This is a genomic window from Brevibacillus sp. FSL L8-0520, assembly GCF_037963895.1.
Taxonomy (GTDB): Bacteria; Bacillota; Bacilli; order Brevibacillales; family Brevibacillaceae; genus Brevibacillus; species Brevibacillus borstelensis.
Genome location: NZ_CP150171.1, coordinates 4,168,037 through 4,190,077, shown reverse-complemented (window position 1 = coordinate 4,190,077; position 22,041 = coordinate 4,168,037). Strand labels below are relative to the sequence as shown.

At 52.3% G+C, this 22,041-nt stretch carries 22 protein-coding genes; 12 read left to right on the top strand and 10 right to left on the bottom strand.

Annotated elements, in window-relative coordinates; translation table 11 throughout:
- Positions 1 to 178: 178 nt before the first annotated feature.
- The 3 genes from NSQ24_RS20650 to NSQ24_RS20640 form a co-directional block, all read right to left on the bottom strand.
- Complete coding sequence (locus tag NSQ24_RS20650; RefSeq protein WP_024983455.1) at positions 179 to 373, bottom strand: hypothetical protein; 195 nt, start codon at positions 371 to 373, stop codon at positions 179 to 181.
- A gap of 65 nt (positions 374 to 438) precedes the next feature.
- Positions 439 to 801: a cupin domain-containing protein gene (locus NSQ24_RS20645; RefSeq protein ID WP_024983454.1), complete on the bottom strand. Its 363-nt coding sequence runs from the start codon at positions 799 to 801 to the stop codon at positions 439 to 441.
- Positions 802 to 976: 175 nt separating this feature from the next.
- A complete protein-coding gene (locus NSQ24_RS20640) occupies positions 977 to 1,516 on the bottom strand; it encodes a superoxide dismutase family protein (protein WP_003389637.1) in 540 nt (179 codons plus the stop codon).
- A gap of 393 nt (positions 1,517 to 1,909) precedes the next feature.
- On the opposite strand from NSQ24_RS20640, the gene NSQ24_RS20635 reads away from it, so the two are divergent.
- Positions 1,910 to 4,060, top strand: a complete 2,151-nt coding sequence (locus NSQ24_RS20635) for a M28 family metallopeptidase (RefSeq protein WP_039070648.1) — start codon at positions 1,910 to 1,912, stop codon at positions 4,058 to 4,060.
- 170 nt (positions 4,061 to 4,230) lie between these two features.
- Here the strand turns inward: NSQ24_RS20635 and NSQ24_RS20630 are convergent, their stop codons facing one another.
- Positions 4,231 to 4,635 (bottom strand): hypothetical protein, encoded by a 405-nt coding sequence (locus NSQ24_RS20630; RefSeq protein ID WP_339166494.1) that lies wholly within the window; start codon positions 4,633 to 4,635, stop codon positions 4,231 to 4,233.
- A gap of 167 nt (positions 4,636 to 4,802) precedes the next feature.
- Here NSQ24_RS20630 and NSQ24_RS20625 point away from each other — a divergent pair, with 167 nt between their 5' ends.
- Entirely contained in the window at positions 4,803 to 5,021 is a 219-nt protein-coding gene (locus NSQ24_RS20625; protein ID WP_003389632.1) for a hypothetical protein, read from the top strand.
- A 337-nt stretch (positions 5,022 to 5,358) separates the two neighbouring features.
- Here NSQ24_RS20625 and NSQ24_RS20620 read toward each other — a convergent pair whose 3' ends face one another.
- The gene (locus NSQ24_RS20620) at positions 5,359 to 6,441 is read right to left on the bottom strand and encodes a suppressor of fused domain protein (protein WP_339166493.1); all 1,083 of its coding nucleotides are present in this window, start codon (positions 6,439 to 6,441) and stop codon (positions 5,359 to 5,361) included.
- A 151-nt stretch (positions 6,442 to 6,592) separates the two neighbouring features.
- On the opposite strand from NSQ24_RS20620, the gene NSQ24_RS20615 reads away from it, so the two are divergent.
- A complete protein-coding gene (locus NSQ24_RS20615) occupies positions 6,593 to 7,771 on the top strand; it encodes a DUF4272 domain-containing protein (RefSeq protein WP_327985901.1) in 1,179 nt (392 codons plus the stop codon).
- 194 nt (positions 7,772 to 7,965) lie between these two features.
- Entirely contained in the window at positions 7,966 to 8,406 is a 441-nt protein-coding gene (locus NSQ24_RS20610) for a nuclear transport factor 2 family protein (protein ID WP_203421438.1), read from the top strand.
- Between the two features lie 160 nt (positions 8,407 to 8,566).
- Here the strand turns inward: NSQ24_RS20610 and NSQ24_RS20605 are convergent, their stop codons facing one another.
- The 3 genes from NSQ24_RS20605 to NSQ24_RS20595 form a co-directional block, all read right to left on the bottom strand.
- On the bottom strand, positions 8,567 to 9,181 hold the full coding sequence (locus NSQ24_RS20605; protein ID WP_122958478.1) for a flavin reductase family protein: 615 nt from the start codon (positions 9,179 to 9,181) through the stop codon (positions 8,567 to 8,569).
- 77 nt (positions 9,182 to 9,258) lie between these two features.
- A complete protein-coding gene (locus NSQ24_RS20600) occupies positions 9,259 to 9,642 on the bottom strand; it encodes a hypothetical protein (protein ID WP_003389626.1) in 384 nt (127 codons plus the stop codon).
- A gap of 296 nt (positions 9,643 to 9,938) precedes the next feature.
- A complete protein-coding gene (locus NSQ24_RS20595) occupies positions 9,939 to 10,730 on the bottom strand; it encodes a tyrosine-protein phosphatase (protein ID WP_024983447.1) in 792 nt (263 codons plus the stop codon).
- Positions 10,731 to 10,961: 231 nt separating this feature from the next.
- On the opposite strand from NSQ24_RS20595, the gene NSQ24_RS20590 reads away from it, so the two are divergent.
- The gene (locus NSQ24_RS20590) at positions 10,962 to 11,573 is read left to right on the top strand and encodes a TetR/AcrR family transcriptional regulator (RefSeq protein WP_031931930.1); all 612 of its coding nucleotides are present in this window, start codon (positions 10,962 to 10,964) and stop codon (positions 11,571 to 11,573) included.
- A gap of 52 nt (positions 11,574 to 11,625) precedes the next feature.
- Positions 11,626 to 12,258: a TetR family transcriptional regulator gene (locus NSQ24_RS20585; protein ID WP_171506687.1), complete on the top strand. Its 633-nt coding sequence runs from the start codon at positions 11,626 to 11,628 to the stop codon at positions 12,256 to 12,258.
- Between the two features lie 220 nt (positions 12,259 to 12,478).
- Here NSQ24_RS20585 and NSQ24_RS20580 read toward each other — a convergent pair whose 3' ends face one another.
- On the bottom strand, positions 12,479 to 13,444 hold the full coding sequence (locus NSQ24_RS20580) for a YafY family protein (protein ID WP_003389622.1): 966 nt from the start codon (positions 13,442 to 13,444) through the stop codon (positions 12,479 to 12,481).
- Positions 13,445 to 13,738: 294 nt separating this feature from the next.
- On the opposite strand from NSQ24_RS20580, the gene NSQ24_RS20575 reads away from it, so the two are divergent.
- From NSQ24_RS20575 to NSQ24_RS20560, 4 genes are all read left to right on the top strand, one after another.
- On the top strand, positions 13,739 to 14,959 hold the full coding sequence (locus NSQ24_RS20575; protein WP_024983443.1) for a cysteine desulfurase-like protein: 1,221 nt from the start codon (positions 13,739 to 13,741) through the stop codon (positions 14,957 to 14,959).
- 212 nt (positions 14,960 to 15,171) lie between these two features.
- Positions 15,172 to 15,783, top strand: a complete 612-nt coding sequence (gene cdaS / locus NSQ24_RS20570) for a sporulation-specific diadenylate cyclase CdaS (RefSeq protein WP_024983442.1) — start codon at positions 15,172 to 15,174, stop codon at positions 15,781 to 15,783.
- A 180-nt stretch (positions 15,784 to 15,963) separates the two neighbouring features.
- On the top strand, positions 15,964 to 16,242 hold the full coding sequence (locus NSQ24_RS20565) for a hypothetical protein (RefSeq protein WP_003389619.1): 279 nt from the start codon (positions 15,964 to 15,966) through the stop codon (positions 16,240 to 16,242).
- A gap of 699 nt (positions 16,243 to 16,941) precedes the next feature.
- A complete protein-coding gene (locus tag NSQ24_RS20560; RefSeq protein ID WP_255320259.1) occupies positions 16,942 to 17,076 on the top strand; it encodes a hypothetical protein in 135 nt (44 codons plus the stop codon).
- Positions 17,077 to 17,147: 71 nt separating this feature from the next.
- Here the strand turns inward: NSQ24_RS20560 and NSQ24_RS20555 are convergent, their stop codons facing one another.
- The gene (locus tag NSQ24_RS20555) at positions 17,148 to 19,754 is read right to left on the bottom strand and encodes a LuxR C-terminal-related transcriptional regulator (protein ID WP_339166487.1); all 2,607 of its coding nucleotides are present in this window, start codon (positions 19,752 to 19,754) and stop codon (positions 17,148 to 17,150) included.
- Between the two features lie 262 nt (positions 19,755 to 20,016).
- Between NSQ24_RS20555 and NSQ24_RS20550 the strand changes: the two genes are divergently transcribed.
- Positions 20,017 to 20,484: a tripartite tricarboxylate transporter TctB family protein gene (locus tag NSQ24_RS20550; protein ID WP_024983438.1), complete on the top strand. Its 468-nt coding sequence runs from the start codon at positions 20,017 to 20,019 to the stop codon at positions 20,482 to 20,484.
- A gap of 13 nt (positions 20,485 to 20,497) precedes the next feature.
- Positions 20,498 to 22,015 (top strand): tripartite tricarboxylate transporter permease, encoded by a 1,518-nt coding sequence (locus tag NSQ24_RS20545; protein ID WP_024983437.1) that lies wholly within the window; start codon positions 20,498 to 20,500, stop codon positions 22,013 to 22,015.
- Positions 22,016 to 22,041: the final 26 nt, after the last annotated feature.

The following is a 22,041-nucleotide window of genomic DNA, read 5'->3' as shown; positions in this document are numbered from 1 at the left end:
TTGACATTTTACGTTTAACGTCTAAACTCGAAAAGTCTATCGTTGTTCACTTATAAAAATTGTTTGGGATTGTGGCATGCCTGTCCCGTGCTTCCCTCGCTCCGGCGGGGGATTTTTTTCGGACAAAAAATAAACTCCGCCCAAAAACTGCGGAGGTAGTAGGCATATGGCTTGCAGGCTAGCTGCTGAAAAAACCGCTGCTGGAGCGTTTCTTCTTTTTGTAATAGGAGCTGCCGTAGTAGGCATGCCCGTTTCCGTGAGGATGGCTGTGGCCTTTTCTGTGATGGTAATCGCTGCTGCTGTACTTGCGGTATTTGTGTGAATGAGTCGTTCCATGTTTGCCGAGCAGGTTGTTTAACAGTTTTTTAAACACGTTCATCACTCCCGCAGGTAATGGTTGCTCTATCCTTTACGATTGTGACGGCTGGAGGTTTCAGTCTAAATGGTATCCAGCTTGGCGACGGTCCTCTCGTTGTTCACATTTCCTGTGTTCAATGTGCTTTTCGGCTCGATCAGAATGACGTGGCATTCGCCTTCCGGTACGGACGGTTTGTGCTCCACGCCCTTGGGAACGATGATAAACTCGCCTTCCTCGACCCATTCATCCCGGTCGCGGAAATGCATCAGCAGTCTTCCTTTGACGACCAGAAAAAGCTCATCCTCATCTTCATGATGATGCCAGACGAACTCTCCCTGAAACTTGGCAAGTTTGATGTAGAAATCATTGAGGTCGCCGACAATCTTTGGACTCCAGTATTCCTGGAACAGCGCAAACTTTTGCGAAATATTGACCTTTTCCATCCCTGCACCTCTTTGGTTTATATTTGTCCACGTGCAAGTATGATTACGTTAGCCTTTTGATTATAGCACGCTGCTGATGTACCAAACGGGAGGGATTGCACTTTGACGAACAAAAACAGGCTGCCACAAAGGGCGCCTGTTCAGTTGTTTTTCGTGTATGCAGGTATCGGTATCGTTACGCTTCCCACGGCTGGATGATCCCGCAGGCCAAGCGCTTGCCGGAATTGCCTGCCGGCTGGGTGCGATAGTCGTCCGGGTTTTGATGGATGATGATCGTTTTCCCGATGATGTCTCTCACCTGGAACCGATTCGTGAAAAAGCTCATGCGGGCGTATCCATCGTTGGAGAACAGCACGGGAAAATCGCTCGCGTGATTGCCGTGGGGCTGATTCGTCGGATTCCAATGTTCTCCCGCCCGCTTGAATGGGTCCTGCGGATCGCCGATTTCGCAAGTGGTTCCATCATGTATATGGAAGCCATGGGGCCCGATTGGCTGTCGGCCCGCTGATCCCGGTCGGTAGGGAGGAAGGCCGGTTACTTCGACAAGAACGTCAGTGCCATAAGGAACTTCGGTAAATGTCACATAGCCTTGGAGATTGGGCGCCAAGGGACCCCCTTGTATCCAGGCAATCGCCCGGGCCGGTTGAGCGTGCACTTGCTCGGAATCCGCGACTGGATAGGGATAGGGAAAGCCCTGTTCTGAATAACTGTACATAACACTCCTCCACTTTCTGTTTTTGAGACTGCCTACTGTATCTTACGGTGAGCATAGGCATTGTGTTCTGGCTTTTGAAAGGTTGCCGATGATGACTGCCCGATTGTTTGCGATTCCGGTTTTGTCATGCTTCATCAGGAATCGAATGGAATACTTCTCACCGATAGATGAACAACTGCCATATGTCTGTCGATCAGAGAAAAAGGGTGTAGGCCCTGCGTTCTTCCTCAACCTAGGGCTACATGGAAATTGCCTGCTTCTCAAGCTTTTCAACGAGTCAATAGGACAGAAGCAACTGCTGGGAATTACACCCAACAACCTATGTTTTATTGCAGGTAATTTACCTACTATTATGATTAATCAGAAATTTAATGGCGGTAAGGGGGAGTCTGCTTGAGCAAGCTGGAATCTGCATCTTTATGCGCAAGGAAAGTTTCTTCGCTGTTATTGGGTCTCACTGTTGCTTCGACACTGGTCTTCACGTCAGCCGTTCCGTCGCTGACATACGCTGCATCGGCAACAGCAGCTTCAAAAACCGCAACAGGCTTTTCAGCGGAAAAAGCGGATTGGCAACTGGAGTATGAACAGACTTTTGCCCAACTGGTCAAAAAGGAATCGCTGGCCCGCTATTCCAAAGATTTGAGTGAACGCTCCTCGCTGGTGGGATCGCCCGGCAATGAGGCCAATGTAGAGTATGCCGTGCGGGAGTTGAAAAAGGCGGGGCTTCAGCCGGAAGTGAAGACCTATCATGTCTACATGTCCGTTCCCAAAAAGATTTCGGTCACGCAAACCTATCCGCAAAAACGCGAGCTGCAGGTCATCGAGAAGCTGCCCAAAGGGACGAAGCACGCAAACGAGATTGTGCCGGGATACAACGCATATTCACCCGCTGGCGAGGTGGAGGCGGAGCTTGTATACGCCAACTACGGCAGGCCCGAGGATTTCGAAGAGCTGGAAAAACGGGGCATTTCGGTAAAAGACAAGATCGTCATCACCCGCTACGGTGCCAACTTCCGCGGCGTCAAGCCGGAACAAGCGGCGAAAAGGGGAGCCGTCGGCATGCTGATGTACAGCGATCCGGCCGATGACGGGTACATAAAGGGACTCGTCTATCCGGATGGTCCATGGAGACCTGCAGACGCCATCCAGCGCGGAAGCATCCTGTACATTTTCCGATATCCGGGCGATCCGCTGACCCCGGGAGAGCCGTCAACGCCCGATGCCAAACGGCTCGATCCGGCTGATGCGGATTCTCTGCCGACGATCCCGACGACTCCGATCTCTTACGGGGAGGCACGTTCCTTGCTGGAAGCGATGGAAGGAGAAGAAGCGCCGGAGTCCTGGCAGGGAGGACTGCCGTTTACGTACAAGATCGGACCGGGGCAGACGAGAGTAAAGATTTCCCTCGACATCGATTACAAGCAGCAGCCAGTCAATGACGTGATCGTCCGCATTCCCGGGGCAAAATATCCGGAGCAAATGGTGGTGATCGGGGCTCACCGTGACACTTGGGTAAAAGGGACAAGCGACGATCTGTCGGGCTGGACGGCCACGATGGAGATTGCCCGCGTCCTCGGGGAAATGGCGAAAAAAGGCTGGCAGCCGGATCGCACGATTGTCCTGGCCGGATGGGACGGGGAGGAATACGGCTTGCTTGGCTCGGTCGAATGGGCCGAGGATGAGCGCGAGGAATTGACGAAAAACGCCGTCGCCTATATCAACATGGACGGATTGGGCGGTCAGTTCTTCGGCGCATCTGCGGTGCCTTCACTGAAGCAGCTCGTATACGAGATCACGAAAGAAGTAACAGAGCCAAGAAGCGGCATGTCGATCTACGATGATTGGTATTTGAGATCGGGACGCAAAGAGCCGGCGATTGGAAAATTGGGCAGCGGGTCGGACTACACTCCGTTTATCCAGCACCTCGGCGTGCCGTCGCTCGATATGGGGTTCGGCGCTGCTGGCGGGCTCTATCACAGCGCCTATGACAACCTTGATGCGATGGAAAGGTTTACCGATCCCGGCTATGAGCATCATGCTGCCGGTGCCCGTTTGGTCGGAATGACAGCGCTTCGCTTGGCAAATGCGGAAGTAATACCGTTCAAATACTCCGATTATGCGGCCGACGTTCGGGCAATGCTGGAGGAGCTGGCCGATAAAGGAACGCTCGGTGTCGATCTGTCTCCGGTGATCGCTCAGGCTCAGGAGTGGCAGGCTGCGGCCGCTGCACTTGAGGAGAAGGCGGCGAATATCATCGAAGACGGCGTAACCGAAGAGGAGTACGGCGATTTGGCAAAGCTGAATGCGGCACTGCTCCAGCAGGAGCGCGACCTGCTCAAGCCAGAGGGGCTGTCCGGCCGTCCGTGGTATAAGCATCAGGTATGGGCGCCGGGGCTTACGACCGGTTATGCGGCGCAGCCTCTGCCAGCCATCGCTGAGGCCCTTGAAGCCAATGATCCCGCGGCATTGCAAAAGGCGGCGGAGCAGCTGAAGGAAGTGTTGGCAAAGGCGGCAGAAACGGCTCGTTCGGTGAAAGAAGAATAGGCAAGCACTCGGGGGTGTACAGCCAAGAGGTCCGCGTGAATGCGGACCTTTTTCGTGTACCGAACCAATGTCGGGTGCGGAACCAATATCGAGTGCAAACCACTATCGAGTACCGAACCAATTTCACGGATACGCACATAATCAAGACGGTTTTGCAAACAGGGCCAGGTTCACTCGTTTGACAGAGAGAGCGGATGGTCCGTCACGGGTGCTTTGAACAAGACAAAATCGCCGGACCACATTCTTGAAGTGATCACGATCTTTTCCGTCCCTTGCTGAAAAAAATAACCCGAGCCTTCTTGCTGTAAAAAAGTCCAGCCCGCTTTGCCCATTTCTTCGATCAGCTTGTCTTTTTCTGCTCCTCTTTGGGCAGTAATGCCGTACCAGACATAGCTTCGTTCGGTTGCCAGTTTTCTGAACCGGCCGTTTGCTTCTCGCAATTGGGATACGACCGTCTGTTTCGAAACGGATGGAAAGGGCAGTTCGGGATAAAGAAAGGCAGGGCGGTCGGCAAAAAGGAGCATGCCGCCCAATAGACAAATCAGCAAAAAGAGAAAAACTGTTTTTCTCGCCATATGTTCGCAGCTCCATTCAATCGTGGTCGGGTCATGCGATAGAAATCTTTTTACCAGCGAACCATTTGAGAACATGAGTTCGTTTGTGTACAATGTAATTTATGATGCTTGGTTCACACGATCTCTAACTTTTATATACAACATGCTCGTCAACGGAGGGATGACAATTGATCGAAACCATCATGGTTCCATTGGACAGTAAAATGCAGCGGGTGCCCGTGCTGACTTCCAAACATCTGAAGGTGTACGGCTTGCTGATCAAGGGTACGGACATAAACGAGCTTGTAGCTGACAGAAAGACGAGACATATTATAAATGAGCTGTGTCGTCTCGGGTGGGTAAAGCCTCGTGCCGAGAGGAAATATTCTTCGCAGAGATATATCTGATTTTTCAAAACTGAATTGTTTTACAAAGATTCATGAAATTTTAACACATTGCAAGAAAAACGATCACATTTATCGGATATAATGGGGGTGAAGTACACAGGAAGCATCGAAAGGGGTAAATACTCTTGAATCTGGTGTTAACGGAAGTACAATGCAAGGAATGCAAGGCTCGGCTCACGGAGTATGAGATCGAAAACAACAACTCTGTTTGCATGGATTGCTATAAGGAGACTCAAGAAGATAATTAATCTGTTTGGATAGAAGGACCCGTCTTTGCGATTGCAGCAGAGACGGGTTTTCTTTTGCCGCGTCCATTCAAAAAGAGATTCGCCTGCATTTAAAATTTGCATTCACCATTGAAAACCAACAAATCTTTTCCGGCAGACCTCTGGATCAGCGCTTCCGACCCGTGGTTTTCGGCGAATTGTCTTTCCTCATCGGTTATCGGAATCATCCAGAGCAGGTTGACCGGGTCTTCTCCCATGTCCGGAAAAGAAATAGCAGGAGCATTCGCCGGTTGGGCGAGCAGGACAGATGTGAACCTCTCGTGAATCTGGCCGATTTCGCGGCAAGGAATAGTATGGCCGCGGGCGAAAAAGGTGAGGTATGACCAGGGCAGCGAGGTTTGCCCACTGATGTATTGCAGCATCTGCTTTTCGTTTTTGGCCAGCCACTCTGTTTCGCAGGCAAAGGCGAGCTCAAAGCGCCGTAGCTGCTCCGGTGTTTCCGTATACTGCTCGACCTTGGGCTGCGGCAGGATGGAGACGCCGAGTGTGACGACATAGGTGATCTCTTCCTTGACAATCTTGACCATCGCTTGAGGCGGCCAATGGCCACCGTCGATCGCGTAGTAGTTGTCGATCGGGCCCAGCTCTCGGGTGATGGCGTCAAGGTATTGCTGCTGCAGGTGCGTCCATGGATTCGCGTCCCAGCTTTGCCAAAACTGCTTGGCAGACTCTACGCGCTCATACAGTGCATTCGTCTCGGACGTTCCCAGCGGAAAGCACAGGTCCGACTCGCCGATGCAATCCCGGGCATAGGAAGGGTAGAAGGAACGTCCGTCGTCCGAAGGGCCGGCCCATCCGGGGATGACGCTGAGAATCTCCTCTTTGTAAAGAAGGGCGGCAGCATCGCATTCCTCAAACCAGACGATAGACAGGTGATCGGGGTCCAATCTTTCGGCACCTTCGGGATGGGCGCACAAGGCTCGCGGCAGCATCGGACCTTTGCCGCTTTCCATCGCCTCCAGATCGAGCGATTCCGGCGCTTTTTTGTAGTTTCGGACCCAGCAGGAGCGGATGCGGGCATACTCCTCGCCGGGGTAATCCCATAGGTAAAAGTAGACGCAATCGTCGTATTCTTCTACAAAGGCCTGGATAGGACAAAAGGGGGATAATTCCTCCAAAAGAATGTTTTTCATCTATTCACCTCAATAATCATGTTCTCCCAACCGATACATATATGGATTGATATACAACTTCAGGGTGGATATGGAAAAAGGATAGCACAGTTGTTGCGAAGGAAACAAATTTAGAAATAGTAAATCAATTTTCTGGAAGAGAGGGTTTGCCATGCAGCAGTGTACATTGTACGTTTCCATTCAAGATCGTGAAAGCGTAACGGATGCCATTCGGAAGGCGTTTTCCGAAAAAACGGTTGAAGTCTCAACAGATGGCCGGGCTGTGACCGTCAGCAGCAAAAAATGGTTCAGCAAAAGCACGATTACCTTCAATACGCTGAGAGAGGACCTCGATCCGGAAGCGTTTGACCAGATGAAAAGAGGGATGTACGGTTATTTTTCGCAGATTGAAACGCCTCATGTGCGTGTTCAACAGAAGCTGCTCATGCAAATCACGGCTCTCAATGTCGCAGTAGGAATCGTGTCGAGTGACGGGATCGACAAGGAAACGTTTCAAAAAATACTGGAGATTGCCCGAAGCGTGCATGGGATCGTTTTCCTCCCTACAGGCGAGATGCTCGACAAAGAGGGCAAACTCATTCTCGACACGGCAGGCGAATCAGAGCTGGAGGATTTTATCTTGACTGTCAGTGTTGATCTGATTGATGGACATATACACCCCACGCCATCGGGAGAGGCGCGCAAACAGAGAAGCATGCAGCTTCTCAGGGAGCAGGGAATCCCGGTGATTGATCACCTTCCTGTAATCGTCGGGGACGAAGATGCGGTGATCCGGACAAAGGATGAGATCGTCCAGCGAGCAATCGCACTGTGTCTGATCGCGGTTTATTCCGGCGGCATTGCCGAGAATGGCAATGTTGAGGAAGAGCGAGAGTTTATCGAGGGAATCATCGAGCAATACGGCGCGGAAGGATTCTTTACGGAAAAAGAGCGGGCCTTCCTGTACAACGATGCTCCCGACCGGACGGACACGATCCAGATGGTATGGATGTACGAATGCTACTGGGTGCTTCTATGGGCGCTCGGTTACGTGGAGACGCTTGATTTCCCATCAGACATTTGCGATGTGCAATCTGCCATTGACTGTCTGCGTCTCGCCGAAAACTACGATGCCTTCTACCAAAATGCGACGGTACGCAGCAAAACAGAAATCCTGGACCAGGCAGATTTGATATACCGTTACGACTGGGCATGTGTAGACGCGAGAATCAACAATCGTCCCGTCGCAGGCGGTTTAAACGACGAGGTGGTGCTGGAGAGGCACAGAGCGCTGAACTGGCTGGTGCGTTATATGGATGCCGACTGGGATGACGTTCAGATGGATACGTAAGGCAAGCCGTTTTTCGACATTTTGCTTCTATTTATAGAACATTTCTTGTCTATTTGCACAGACGGGCCGCTGCTGTTGTTTACTAGACGAATCGGCTGCTGCTGTCGGTTGAGCATGTTCTCTCATCGGGGTAAGATATGATCAACATCGTGTCAATAAAGTGATGGACGAACCAAAAAGGGAGCGTGCGACAGATGAACAACAGCCCGACGATGAAACAAGCATTGCTTGCGTATGTAGACGCATTCAACGCCGGTGACGCGGAACGTCTTCTCGCGTTGTTCGCTGAGGAAGCGACGGTGGAAGACCCGGTCGGTCTGGAGCCGAAGAGGGGACGAGCAGAGTTTGAGCAATTTTTCCGCTATGCCATCTCAGGCGGGGCCAAGCTCGAGCTGGTTGCGCCGCCGCGCGCTTCTTTCAGCAACCATGCAGCGGTCACCTTCATCGTGCACACCGAAATGGAAGGCCGTGCCGTCGGGATTCACGTCACCGATGTGATGACTTTCGACGAGAACGGAAAGATTGTCCACATGCGGCTTTTTGGGGACAGGATGACGTGCGTCCGGCGGATTCCCCCAACGCGTAAACTCCTCCAACACGTAGTCGAAGACATTGTCCGAGCGGATCGCAAATAGATTTGCAAAAATGATCGTCGGTTTTGAAGAATAGCATTTGGCAGGCAGCCAGGCTTGGATGTAATTCCGCCCGGCTGCCTTTTTTTTGCCGGCCCGATCAGCTTCATGAGCAGGAGCATCGCGTAGAGAAGCCTGTTTTTCCGATGCATCGCAAGAGTTTTCAGGTCTCGGAGCGATACGATTTTCCCATTTGTGCGCCCAGGCCGAAGTAATGGCGGAAATTGTAAATGAGCGGAGACCAGGAGGCAGGATCGATGTAATTTTCTCCGAGGACGATATCCTCTGAGGCGTGCACCTTGACTGCCTTTACTTCCACAATGGCAAAATCCGGGCTGTGCTCGGGCGTGCGGATGTTTACGACCTTGGCCTCTATCTGGAGCGGGCATTCGAGAATCCGCTTCGGCTCTACGGTAGCGGAAGGCATCGGCGTGAAGCCGGCAGCCGCAAATTTGTCCTTTTCATAGCGGAAGCCCATCTGCTCTTTATAGGAAGGAACGGGGTCCTTGCCGGTGAGCGGCGCCAGCAATTCTACCTGTTTCCACAGGGAAGGGTCGGGAAGATTGAGCACGCATTCGGGATGCTGACGCAGGTTCTCTACTGCTTTTCCGCCGTATCCGATGCCCATGACGATGCAGTCGCCGAGCGCCCAGGAAGAAGAGATCGGGCTGATATTGGTCGAGCCGTCTTCGTTTTTGGTTGTCAGCAATACGACAGGTGTGCCGTAATACAAAATGTTGGGCTGAATGCTTTTGTGAGCGAGTGCGTTTGTTTTCATAACCTACCTCCATCGTTTCATCATAAGACGAAACGATTATAGCAAGCAGATATTTCGGCAGGGATCGAAGTATGGAATTATTTCGGGAAAGCTTTTGGCTGAAGCAGGCTCTTGTAATGATCGCGATACGCCCAGAGCAGGAAGCATTGCAGAACAAAGACGATGATTCCCAAAGGAAGCAGCGAAGGATCGGCGAACAGGTGAAACGTCAAAATATTGACGGCAACCGGGGCCAGAATGACCAGTGATAAAGGCACGAAAAAATTCAGAAGCAAGCCCAGTCCGCAGACGATCTCCACCGTTTTGACCAAGACCAATAAATACCCTTGCAAAAACTCCATCGCTGGCGGACTCGTCGGAAAGATCGGCGGCTGTCCGAAAATAACGAGGTAGCCGTTGAAGCCTGCGCCTAAAAAGATAAGTCCGAGTAACAGGCGGCACAGCAAAATGGTGGTTCGCATGATCATGACATCCTTTCTGGAAGGAGATAGGATATGCCACCGGGTGTGTGACCGGGTGGTCAATAAGGAAAGTATAGTCCGTTTTGACCGGGTGGTCAATACAGGGTGTGAACACTCAATTTTGCGGGGCCAAGCAACGCTCTGGAACGAAGGGTTGCCATTCCAAGCAGCAATGTCATTGTCATCGGTACGGGGGGCCGTGTCTTTGAGGAGGCAGCACTTGTGCAAATTGCCGGGCAACAAAAAAGCCTCGAAAAACCGATGGTTCCGAGACTCCAAGTATTGATGATGTATGCTTATTCAAGCAGATGCTGCTTGAGTCTTAACAAGCGCTCGGGCTGGATGCTGCAGGCCTGACACAAATAGGTTTCCATGTCTCCGTACTCATTCAGAATGCCCTGACAAACCTCCTCCAAATAGTCCCGGCGCACCTCCAGCATCGGCTTTACCTGATCCGGCGAAACTCGAAACAGACTCATCCACCTGATAAAGGTCTCGATTTTTTTCATGCGCGGCCCGATGGCATCGTTTGAAAACAGGTAGTCTTCCAACACATTTTGATAAGGGACCCCGACGAGAAGCTGAATGACGGCGGAGACAAAGCCAGTCCGGTCCTTTCCTCCTGTACAGTGAATCAGCGCCGGCAAATTCCTTTGTTCGGAGAGATGCGTGATGATTTCGTTCAACTGAGCATGACTGTTAAAAGCCATGTTGTGATACATGTCCTTCATGATGTGCTCAAAATTGATCGTATTTGCTTGACTGACCAAAAACTTGAAAAACGCCAGGCGTGTAAATTCCTGGCTGCTGTCATAAAGAGATACGCGAATGACTTGGATCCCGTGCTGGGAAGTAATCCGGCTGGTCTTTGAACTTCGCTCGCGCGGCGTTCTTAAATCACAGATGGAGGCGATTCTCAGTTGCTTGAATTTTTCTATGTCTTTTTGCGACAACCGGGACAAGTCTGCAGAGCGAAACAGCACACCTTTCTTCATTACACCGCCGTCTGTGGTTTGAAAGCCGCCTGCATCGCGAAAATTATATACTCCGTCGAATGGAAGGACCGAACGTGGCTCCAAGGTTTTCATGAACATTTCCCCCATGCAAGCAGATGAAAAACGGGTACCTCCTGGAACGTTCTCAAAAAAATGTGCACATGTGATTGAAATGGTTTTTATGGTCACATAAAAGCCGGAAGAAAAGACTGCGACTCATACAGTCCCCGGTTTACTTCTAGGTACTGAGCGATTATGATAAGTATAATGACCATGTGACGAAAAGTCCATAAAAAGTCACACGATTGTAAAAGGGAGTTTGTCATGCCGAAATTCACCGAGCAAGAAAAAGAACAAGTTCGCCAATCTCTCTTGATAAAAGGCAGGGAATTATTTATTCAATACGGGCTGGCCAAGACCAGCATTGATGATGTCATCCTCGCGTGCGGAATTGGCAAGGGCACCTTTTATAAATTTTTTGCTTCCAAGGAAGAGCTTTACTTTGAAATTTTGAAGAATGAGGAGGAAGTCAGGGAGACGGTGCTAAGGGAGCTATTTCGAGAAAATCTGCCTCCAAAGGAATTGCTGGCTTCTTTTTTCCGCACCTCATTTGAACTGGTCGAGAAGAACCCCTTTCTTCAACGCGTTTTTCAAAATGATGAACATGAGCGGCTTGCCCGCAAGCTTCCTGAGCAAATGAGACAATTTTCACAGGAGAACACAGAGCGAGGCATCCGTGCAGTCGAGCTCTTGATCGAGCGCGGGGCGCTCCCGAAGGATGATCCGCAAGTCATCGTCGGCATTATGCAGGCTGTCATGATGATGCGGCTGCACAAGCAAGACATTGGCCACGAGATCTTTGCCGATGTGATGGATAAAATCATCGAGTTTGTAGCGGAAGGATTGACCCGAGAGAAGCAGCATGCGGAAAAATGATTGCTGTTTCCCGTGAAAGGGTCCAGCTACGCAAAAAGAAGAAGGTGACGAGGTGCAAACCATTCATTTATGGAGCCAGGACGAAGAACCGAACAAAGTCAAGCTGCTGAATGCGGCTCTGCTTGAGTTTGCCGAAAAAGGCTACACACTTGGCTCTACGAACCAGATCGTGCAAAATGCCGGCATCTCCAAAGGGATGCTGTTTCACTTTTTTTCCAATAAAAAAACGCTGTACCTGTATATCGTGGATGCTTGCCTTGATTACTTCCAGACTTACCTGAAGGGGCACATGCAGATGCGTTCAAGCGACCTGCTGGACCGTGTGGCGGAGCTTGGCATGGCGCGAATGAAGCTGTTTTTCGAGGAACCTTTGATCTACCGGCTGGCGGTCGAGACCTTTGTCCGGTACCCGGCGGAGATCAGGGAGGAGATTGCGGGGCGGGAGCAGCAGGTGTATGCGAGCTATTTGACGATGCTGCTTGAGGGATTGGACAGCTCCGTCCTCCGCGAAGGCATTTCTCCGGCGAGAGCGGCCGACTTCCTGATTACGGCTGTCGAGGCTTTGATTCAGAAGCACGTCCGGGCACATGTAAATCAGGAGGACAAGGGGCTGGACGCTCTGCAGCAATTTTTCGGCGAGCTGTCCACCTATATGGATATGGTGCGCTATGGACTGTACCGTTAGACGGTGAATGAAGAAACGGCTGTCTGGCCAAGATCTGTTGATCGATCTTTGCAGGACAGCCGTTTTTTCGCGGGTACGACAAATACCTTTTTGCAGTATATGAGCAATGGAGTCGGGGGTAACGAAAGGCGGTTGAAGTGTAAGAAGGTTATTGCTGTGCAGGGGGGTGGCAGAATGTGACGATGTTCCCTGTTTAAAAGGCTGGACCGAACAGGAGGCGTCATGCCTCTTTCTCTGACTGGCGATACAGGGCGGTGATGGCCTTTGCCTCTGCGATGACCTTCTCGCGCAGCTCGAGCGGCTCAATGACTTCTATGCGCGACCCGAGTCCGAGGACAATTTCACAAGCAGAGTCCAAAGTCTGAAATTCGACTTCGGCTTCGATCCACCCGTCGGCAGCGGGAGCGGTATGAATGACTTTGGCATAACGCTCCTGGCGAAAGCGGGACAAACTCGTTTCCACAAGCTTCACGCGCCCGGGATAGGTCGGCAGATTCGCCTTGAACTGCTCGGTAGACTGCTCCCAGTAACGGGCGAGGTCAAAATCGGCCGGCCGCTCAAAGGCTTCGTCAAGCATCCGGGCAGAAAGCAGGCGGGAAATCCGATAGGTGCGAACTTCGCCGTCCACCTGCGCGACCATGTACCAGACGCTTCGTTTTGCCACCAGTCCTAACGGCCAAACAGTTCGTTCCACAGCGGTTTCCTCTCTTTGGTAGGAGATGAACAGCTTTCGGCTCGCCCATACAGCCTCTTGTACAGCAGGGAGAAAAGGAAACGACTCGTCGGACTGGTGCCAGCCAGCTCCGTCGATGTGGATGAGCTGGCGAACAGCTTCGGCGTCACGGCGTGCTTTTGCCGAGGACGCTGCCAGCAGTTTTTGGAAGGCAGCCTCGAACCGATTTTTGAGGCCGAGATCGCTCAGCAGGCTGGAAGGATGCACAAGCAGCAGCGATTGAAGCTCCTCCGTCGTCATCCCTGTCAAATTGGTCCGGTATCCCTCCGACAGCGACCATCCGCCCTGTGAACCGCGTTCGGCAAAAACGGGGATTCCCGCCGCGCTTAGAGCCTCCATGTCGCGGTGAATCGTCCTTTCGGAAACCTCGAGCATTTCCGCAAGCATCCGGGACGTCAGCCGGCCGTGGTTTTGCAGCAGCAATAAGATGGAAAGCAATCGATCTGCCCGCAAGGAAAGTCCTCCTTTGATCCGAAACGGTTTTCCGGTTTTCATACCGGTTGCTTTTTTGATCATACCATTTTTATATGACAGGAGCTGTCATATATCATGTTCAGTAAGAACTTCAGTAGCTGGGACTGTCAGATGAGTACGGTCTCACCGCGCGGGACGGAAGCCGGCCGCACTGGGGCAAGTGCGTGGCAGAACGGGCTTTTGAATACTGGCCTTCTTTTTTTAGGAAAAGAAGTGTACAATCCATCATATAGTTAGAATATTCTGCATAAAAAGGCGGAGGAGGAGCAGATCATGGACTTTGACGTACATCGTTACCGGAACCACTTTCCTTCCTTGCAGCGGAAGGTTGGGGACAACTGCGCAGCCTATCTGGATGGCCCGGGAGGAACCCAGGTGCCAGCGCAGGTCATCGCCGCCATCGCCCAGTACTATGAGACAAGCAATGCCAATGCCCACGGCCCGTTTGTGACAAGCGAGGAAACGGATGTGATCGTGGAGAGAACGAGGGAGGGGATGGCCGCTTTTTTAGGGGCTGCTTCTCCCGGCAGCATTTCGTTTGGGGCCAATATGACCACGCTCGCCTTTTCTCTCAGCAGAGCGCTGTCGCGCCTCATTTCTGCCGGAGACGAGGTCATCATCACCGATCTCGACCACGAAGCCAATCGCGGACCATGGCAAACGCTGGCTGAAAAAGGAGCAGTCATCCACTCGGTCAGGATGACATCGGGCGGGCAGCTCGATATGGACCATTTGCAGTCGCTTCTATCCCCCAAGACGAAGATCGTCGCGGTCGGGTACTCATCGAACTCGCTCGGTACCGTCAATGACCTGACTGTAATAAGGGAATGGACACGGGCTGTCGGTGCCTGGATGATCGTGGATGCCGTCCACTACGCCCCGCATTTCCCGATGGATGTGGCGGCGCTTGATCCCGACTTTTTGCTATGCTCCGCCTACAAGTTTTACGGTCCCCACGTCGGTGTGCTGTACAGCCGTCCCGGATTGCTGGACCACATTCCGACCGACAGACTCCGGCCGCAGCTGGCGGAGGCTCCCTACCGGATCGAAACGGGCACGTTGAACTTTGCTGCATTGGCGGGGGTGAGAGCAGCCGTCGATTATATCGCTTCGTTTGGGAACGGTGAAAGCCTTCGCGAGCAGCTCACGAGCGGCATGGCGCTGATCCATGACCATGAAGAGCACGTCGCCCGTTACTTGTACGACAGGCTTTCAGCCTTGCCGCAGGCAAGTGTATATGGCCAGCCGTTTGGAGAAGGGCTGCGGGCGCCCACTGTTTCCTTCACTGTACAGGACGTACATACGGCAGACGTGGCGAAGGCTTTGGGCGAACAGGGACTGTTCGTCTGGGGCGGCCATTTTTACGCCATGCGCGTAGTCGAGACTCTGGGACTGGAAGATATGGGCGGGCTGGTCCGCGCAGGCATCTCCTTGTACAATACGGTGGAGGAAATCGATCGATTGATTGACTGTGTCGAGGCGTTGAAAAAGTAAAAAATACAGGATGCAGGCAGGCTTTTCTTCGGTTAAAGCCTGCTTTTTTTTTGTGCTTTTTTGTGTGCCGTTTTTTAGTCGAGCAGAAGAATAGCCGGACCGAGCAAAACAGGGAGTATCGTATATTCCTGCGAGAAAATGGAATGCTGTACGTAGTGGCATTGTGGCAAATCCGGTTTGCATGAAGGGAGGTACAGTGCAAAGTGATGGCGATGGAGCCGAGAGATTGCGATATGTCTCCGATGAAACTGCAGGTAGAGAGTGATTTGCAACAGCTAATCCTCGACATCCAGCACAGTTTGGTCTCGATGAGAGATGAAAATCACTGCGTTCTGGGAAACCTGGACCAGATCAAGCGGGGATTCTTCCAGATTGAATCGACAGCCGCTTCCTTTTATCTCTATTGTTACTTGGCGCCCTTTACCGATAAATACCCGGATTTATCCCTGACCATCCAACATCTGTCCAGCCGCAGACACGGCGCCTTGATCGTCATTGAGCGAAATGAGCCGCTCGACCAATGGATATACAAGGGGACACCGGTTGGGGCCACGGTAAGCAGCTCGCTATTGGAGTCCATTTTTTATCCCGGAAGTCCGCTGCACGATGGCGCTGTGCTGATCCAAGGAAACTCGATTGTCTCAGCGGGGAATGTGCTGCCTCTCTCCGACAACAATCTGGGTGATCCCAGCCTCGGTACAAGGCACCGCGCTGCCTTGGGATTGACAGAACGGAGCGACGCGCTCGTGCTCGTGGTTTCCGAAGAGACGGGAAGAGCTCGCTTTGCCTATCAGGGAAAACTGTACCCGCTGCCGACTGTGTAAGAACAATGCGTGCAGCGGGTTTTCGTTATGCCATCCGCCCGGCAGCCACCCCTTTTTGCAAAGAGGGGCGACAACGTATCACATTAATTCCGACTTGACATATATGTATTATATGATTTATCTTTACACATAATCCTTTTCGTCAACATGGCACGTATAGCGCGATGGGGAGGAATCGATATGGAATTTTATTGTCCCGCATGCGAGCAGGCATTCTCGAAAAAAGAGGAGATATGCAGTCATTTGACGTCCTTCTTTCAATCCTTGCACGGCAAAAAAGTGTGGCGAATCCGCTTTCTTCATCATCATCCGTATCACATTTACAGCGATGAGCAAATCCACGAAATGCTGCAGAAGCAGCCGTTGACGGTCACTCATGCCATGTGTTTGACAGATTTTGATTCCGACTTGTGTACGGGCACTGACTCCCTTGGCAAAACCGTTTCGATTTTTGACTAGAAGCTGAGATTTTCAGTGCTGGGAGAACCGACAGGTTTTTAGAAAGCCTGGACAGATTTCTGTTTCAGTCCAGGACGAAGACTGGCACGGAGAGTGGGCCCAGGCTTTTCTTCACCACAGCTTTTCTTTTTTAGCGGTTGGACGGGCTTTGGTGAAGGAGATGAAAAAGGAGAAAACCGCTCAAGGTTCGGTGGGACACTGCGGGGAGCTGTACTGGCCGGCTCCATTCCAAAAGCAAAACCGCGTCCAAAAGCAGCCTGCTCGGGAGAGTGTCCCAGAGTTGGACGCTTAAAAGCGTGTTTTGCTTTTTCCATTTCGCCCGGGAAGTGTCCCAAAGCCCTTCGCGGTTTTCTCCTTTTTCATCTCTACAGATGCTGGATTCTATCCAAAAAACCGTTCGGACATAAGCCCGAACGGTTTTGAGCGAGGCTGGCTTGAAAGAGGCTTGCTTGAAAGGAGGTTCGAATCAAAGAACCGCCGTCAACTTACCGGGATCAGGTTTGCCGCAGCCATAGACAATCAGAAGTGAGCCTGCTGAAAAACCTTGACTTGATTCTTTTGGCGCCATGAAATATCCCGCAAGCATTTTAAAGCTGGAAGAAGCCATTCTGCTCGCCAGAGAAGCCTGTTTCCAGTCGGAGCGACTAGCGAAGTCCCACCCAGCGGAGCAGTGATCCCGAGGAAACAGAATCGCAACCTATGAATCCGCTGCGAAGCTGCGCGCCGTTTTGCGATTCCCTCGGGATCATTGCGGAGCGGACAGTCTCCGCTGCCCTGCAGGACGAAGACCGGAGCGCAGAATGGAAACAGGCTTCTCTGCACCGCAGCCGCTAAAAAAGCATCCTAGCTTTGCAAACATTCTCTTACAAACGCAACTCGTTTGCTAGTCAAAAAGGGGCAAACCGCTAAGGAGCAATCAACCCCAAATCCTGCGCCTTCAGCAAAGCTTGCGTCCGGGAGGAAACCCCCAGCTTCCCGTAAATGCGGTTCAAATACACCTTTACTGTCCCCACGGTTAAATCAAGCTCTGCCGCGATCTGTTGGTTGGTTGCGCCTTGTCCCAATAGTCCGAGAATGACGCTCTCACGCTGGGTAAGCGGCTCCGGAAAACCGTCGGCAGGAAGGGCAGGAGGACTACCGGCTCGCGGCTTCCCTGCGGCAAACCGATCCAGCAGATTATTTACATAGTCCCAGGAAACTCCTTCCCACTCCTGGCGTTTCGCAACGATTCTCCGCTGTTTCCCGTAATCCCGCAGCAAGCGGGCCATCCTTTCTCCCTCGTCCAGGAAGCTGCGAATATAGCCGTTTTGCTCTCCGAGGGCGAGGGCTTCATGCAGGTAGCGGAATGCTTGCAGGCGGTGCCCCAGCTTATGATGGATCAGTGCCTGGAGAACCGGGATTTCCACCATGCTCAAAAGACAGCCATCGCGTTTGCCCAAAGGCTTGAGGGTTTCCAATATGCGCAGTGCATCGGTGGTGTTCCCTTTTGCCTCCAAAAGACGGACAAAAGTCAGATACTCCAGCTCCTTGTCCAGCGTCGGTTTATCCTGTGCGGACAGGTGAAGCAAGTCCATGACGCGCTCTGCCTCCGATGGATTGTCTTCCAAAAGATCGATCCGCGCCCGAAAGGCGTACAGAGAAGGCAGCCAGTGATATTCCGTCCATTCTTTCACAGTGACAATTGTTTCGTCGATCGCTTCTTTTGCAGAATCGTACTCGCCTTTTACCAGGCGCAAGCGGGCAAGCGTAATCCGATTGGGGACGAGCAATCCGGCCACCTGCTTTTGGAGGGCGATCCATTCCACCTGCTTCAGAAGCGTCCCGCTGTCTTCCTGCCTGTCCCAATCATAGTACCCTTCGGCGAGGGCCTGGACTACATACAGGTTGATCAAGGAATCCTGCCAACCGTGGGATTGGAGAATGGCAATGAATCGTTTGCCCACTTCTTCTGTTTGTGCAGAGAGCAGTCCCTTGAGTCCAAATGCAGTCCGCCTGATGAGCGGTTCACTCGTATTGAAATTCAGATTGTAAAAAAGCGGATTTTCCGGCAAGACGTCATAGATGAGATCGGCATGGGCGAACCATTCCTCAAAGCGACGCGTAGAGAACACGAGATTGGCTTTGACAAAAAAGATGCCGCTCCGGATTTCCTGACGCTGCTCTTCAGTGACATCCGCTATGCTCCGTTCCAAATCGTCCAGCAGCGGATCGACGCGGTCGAATTTTCCGACGACATTCAAGGTAAAGGCGTAGAGCAGCAGCAGCACGGGGGAAAGAGTCCTGACGGGTTCGGGAAACGCTTCGAACCAGCGGAGCAGGGTGGAAAATTCGCCTCGCTTCAGCACTGTGACGATATGCTGCTCCAGCCACTTGACCGCCAGCGCATAGTCTTTGGCGAGCAGGGCATGCTCGATGGCCTCATCCATCATCTGGCGTTCGGCAAAACACGCGCTTGCCCTCCGGTGAAGCTCGCTCCATGCCTGAGGATGCTTGATGAGCAGTTCCTTTTGCAGAAATTCCGAAAACAAATGGTGGTACCGATACCAGGTGCGTTCTTCATTTAGCGGGAGAATAAACAGGTTCAGAGTAATAATGCGCTGCAGCATGGCATGGCTGTCCGTCCTTTGCAGCACAACATCGCAGCTTTGAAAGTCCAGTCGCTGAAGCACGGAGGTTTGCAGCAAAAAGTCGTGAATATCCTCCGGCAGTCCGGAAATGACTTCGTGCAACAAGTAATCGGCGACATTTCGGTCATACCCGGACATCCGCTGCAACAGCCGGTCGTAGTTCGAGCTGGCCAGCAGGGAGATGGCAAATAGCTGCAGTCCCGCCACCCAGCCTTCGGTAAATCCGAGCAATTTTTCAAGCTCGCTCGAAGAAAGGGACAATTGCGCTACATCCTTGTAAAAATGGGCAGCTTCCTCCCGCGTGAACAGGAGTGAAGGAGCGTCAATCTCGTTATATTCGCCGCGCAATTTCCACTTTGCTGCAGAGAAAGGCAGGGCGGCGCGGCTGGAAAGGTACAGATGGATGTTTCCAGGAAGATATTCAATCAGGTAGGAAAGACTTTCATGGATCTGCTGATTCGCAATCACATGCAAATCGTCCAGAATCAAGCTGGCGTGATCCGGCAGCAAATCCAGCTCGTTGATCATGGCGTCAATCATCGTATAAACAGAGCTGCCGGAGAGCGAATCGAGCAAGGGAGTCATGCGCTCAGTCAACTGCGGGCAACAAGCGGAGGCGAGTGAGTAGGCCACGTATCGCCAGAACCTGCTGAGGTCATTGTCTTTTTCGTCCAACGATACCCAAGCCGCGCGGACGTTTGTGTGGAAAATCCATTGCCCTAAAAGCGTTGTTTTGCCAAAACCGGCAGGAGCGCAGATAGATGTCAGGCGGCAGTGCTGGCCGGTGCTGAGCATCTCCAGCAAATGTCCTCGGTTCACGGCTTTATCCTTGAATACAGGCAGGTTGATCTTCGTTTTTAACAGCACATCGGCAGGATTAAGCATGCTCCCTCCATGAAGGTGTTTTTCCAAGCGTCAACATGGATGAAAACCCTGAGTATTTCGGTTATTCCCATTATAGCCCATCTTCCCTGAGCAAAAAGAAAAACATTCGGGTCCGAGTAAGGCAAAAGATGATGCCAGCAAAACGAGAAAAGTCCCAAGGGATTCAATAGCTCGCCAAACGGTGGCGAGTTTTTGTTTTCACGTAACACTATAGGCCTCTGTGCCATAGGCTGTTGTATGGTTCAGATGCTGAGGTGATGATGTGAGACTTCCGTATAACCTGCCTGACTTTTTTGGTGCCTTGCTATCCATTGCGATCGGAATCGTCGTCAGCCTGGAGGCTTTTCGCCTGCACGCATATTCTCCCTCACAGTATGTCGGGGACCACACCCTGCCCGCCACCTTGGGGCTTCTGCTCATCACGCTAGGCACGGGATTGCTTTTTCATTCCTTTCGGGACAAAAAAGAAGAGAGGAAGACTGATGCAGAGAGTGGCTTCCGGCCAAAGAGCGTACTCCCTTGTCTTCTTGTGCTGCTTCTCTACGCGCTGGTGATTGACATTGTGGGATATGTGCTGGCTACCTTTCTGGCTTCCATTGCCTTGTTTCGCGTCATCGGCTCGTACAAATGGAGCCGTTCCATCGCGATGGCGATTGTCCTGACGGGGTGCTTGTACGCGGTTTTCGTGGTTTGGCTGAAGATTGCGTTTCCGACCGGATTCTTCTTTTGAAAGGTTGCTGCTTATGGATACCTTGCATCTTCTGCTGTCCGGCTTTGCGGAGGCCCTGACGCTGGAAAATGTGTTGATGGCTGCTCTAGGCGCTCTGGTCGGGACCTTTGTAGGCGTACTGCCCGGACTGGGGCCTACATCAGCTATTGCCATCCTGCTTCCGGTTACGGCTGTTCTCGAACCTACGCAAGGCATCATCATGCTGGCCGGCATTTACTACGGGGCCATGTACGGAGGCTCCACGACAGCGATTTTGCTGAACATTCCGGGAGAGCTGTCCTCGGTGCCGACCTGTCTGGATGGATACCCTCTGGCGAAGCAGGGGAAAGGCGGACCGGCTTTGGGCATCTCGGCTATCGGCTCGTTTGTGGCTGGAATCATGGGCGTGATCGGGCTTGTCTTTTTTGCTCCCGTCCTGGCGGATCAAGCACTCAAATTTGGCCCGCCCGAATACCTGGCCTTGATGGTGCTGGCCTTGACCTTGATGGTCAGCCTCTCCGGGGGTTCTTTTCTCAAGGCGTTCATCATGGGGGCATTCGGGTACGCCCTGTCACTTGTCGGACTGGGTCCTTCCACGGGGGTCCCCCGGTTTGATTACGGCAGCGCAAAGCTGGTCGGCGGCCTCGATATGATCAGCATTATCATCGGGTTGTTTGCCATCACGGAAGTATTGAAGGGAATCGAGGAAAAACGGGTGACGACGGTGATCGGCAATCCGGGGAGCGTTTACCCGTCCAAGGCTGATCTGCAAAAAAGCGTAAAGCCGATGGTGCGGGGAGGACTCGTAGGTTTTTTCCTCGGACTTCTGCCGGGCTGCTCGGCCGCTATTACGTCGTTTCTCGCCTATGATCTGGAGAAAAAGGTATCGAAACACCCGGAACGGTTTGGCCATGGGGCGATGGAGGGGGTAGCTGCGCCGGAAGCGGCAAACAACGCGACGAGCAGCGCCGGTTTTATTCCCCTGTTCTCGTTGGGAATCCCTTCTTCACCGCCGCTCGCCATTCTGTTGGCGGGATTGATGATTTACGGTCTTACGCCGGGACCCGTGCTTTTTGAGCAAAATACCACATTCGTCTGGGCGGTAATCGCCTCCATGTTCGTGGGAAATGCCATGCTCCTGGTGCTCAATCTGCCGATGGTCTGGCTGTGGGTCAAATTGACGAGAGTGCCGTATGGAATAATGGCCCCGATCATTTTGATCTTTTGCACCATCGGGGCCTATTCGGTAAGAAACAGCATGTTCGACGTCTTCGTCGCCTTTCTTTTTGGCGGGCTCGGGTACCTGTTCTCCACGTATAAATGGCCCGTGGTACCGCTGGTGCTCTGCTTCATCCTCGGACCGCTCCTCGAGGAGTCGCTCATCCAGACGGCGGCCATGTCAGCGGAGGGACTGGCGATTGTCCTGCAGCGCCCGATCTCATCGGTGATCCTTGTTGCGGCCGCAGCGCTGCTGATCATTTCTCTTGTGTTGAACAGGCGGACGCAAAAGAGGGTGCAGGAAGAGCGGGAGCGGGGAATAGACGTCAGCTAGATACACAAGTACGGGAGGAATTTTGG

Bases quoted from the DNA above. Each gene is read 5' to 3' on its own strand.
- NSQ24_RS20560 (WP_255320259.1), top strand. From the start codon at position 16,942: ATGAATCCGCTGCGAAGCTGCGCGCCGTTTTGCGATTCCCTCGGGATC.
- NSQ24_RS20590 (WP_031931930.1), top strand. From the start codon at position 10,962: ATGCCGAAATTCACCGAGCAAGAAAAAGAACAAGTTCGCCAATCTCTC.
- NSQ24_RS20555 (WP_339166487.1), bottom strand. From the start codon at position 19,754: ATGCTTAATCCTGCCGATGTGCTGTTAAAAACGAAGATCAACCTGCCT.
- NSQ24_RS20565 (WP_003389619.1), top strand. From the start codon at position 15,964: ATGGAATTTTATTGTCCCGCATGCGAGCAGGCATTCTCGAAAAAAGAG.
- NSQ24_RS20595 (WP_024983447.1), bottom strand. From the start codon at position 10,730: ATGAAAACCTTGGAGCCACGTTCGGTCCTTCCATTCGACGGAGTATAT.
- NSQ24_RS20645 (WP_024983454.1), bottom strand. From the start codon at position 801: ATGGAAAAGGTCAATATTTCGCAAAAGTTTGCGCTGTTCCAGGAATAC.
- NSQ24_RS20620 (WP_339166493.1), bottom strand. From the start codon at position 6,441: ATGAAAAACATTCTTTTGGAGGAATTATCCCCCTTTTGTCCTATCCAG.
- NSQ24_RS20600 (WP_003389626.1), bottom strand. From the start codon at position 9,642: ATGCGAACCACCATTTTGCTGTGCCGCCTGTTACTCGGACTTATCTTT.
- NSQ24_RS20615 (WP_327985901.1), top strand. From the start codon at position 6,593: ATGCAGCAGTGTACATTGTACGTTTCCATTCAAGATCGTGAAAGCGTA.
- NSQ24_RS20610 (WP_203421438.1), top strand. From the start codon at position 7,966: ATGAACAACAGCCCGACGATGAAACAAGCATTGCTTGCGTATGTAGAC.
- NSQ24_RS20630 (WP_339166494.1), bottom strand. From the start codon at position 4,635: ATGGCGAGAAAAACAGTTTTTCTCTTTTTGCTGATTTGTCTATTGGGC.
- NSQ24_RS20640 (WP_003389637.1), bottom strand. From the start codon at position 1,516: ATGTACAGTTATTCAGAACAGGGCTTTCCCTATCCCTATCCAGTCGCG.
- NSQ24_RS20575 (WP_024983443.1), top strand. From the start codon at position 13,739: ATGGACTTTGACGTACATCGTTACCGGAACCACTTTCCTTCCTTGCAG.
- cdaS (WP_024983442.1), top strand. From the start codon at position 15,172: ATGGAGCCGAGAGATTGCGATATGTCTCCGATGAAACTGCAGGTAGAG.
- NSQ24_RS20545 (WP_024983437.1), top strand. From the start codon at position 20,498: ATGGATACCTTGCATCTTCTGCTGTCCGGCTTTGCGGAGGCCCTGACG.
- NSQ24_RS20605 (WP_122958478.1), bottom strand. From the start codon at position 9,181: ATGAAAACAAACGCACTCGCTCACAAAAGCATTCAGCCCAACATTTTG.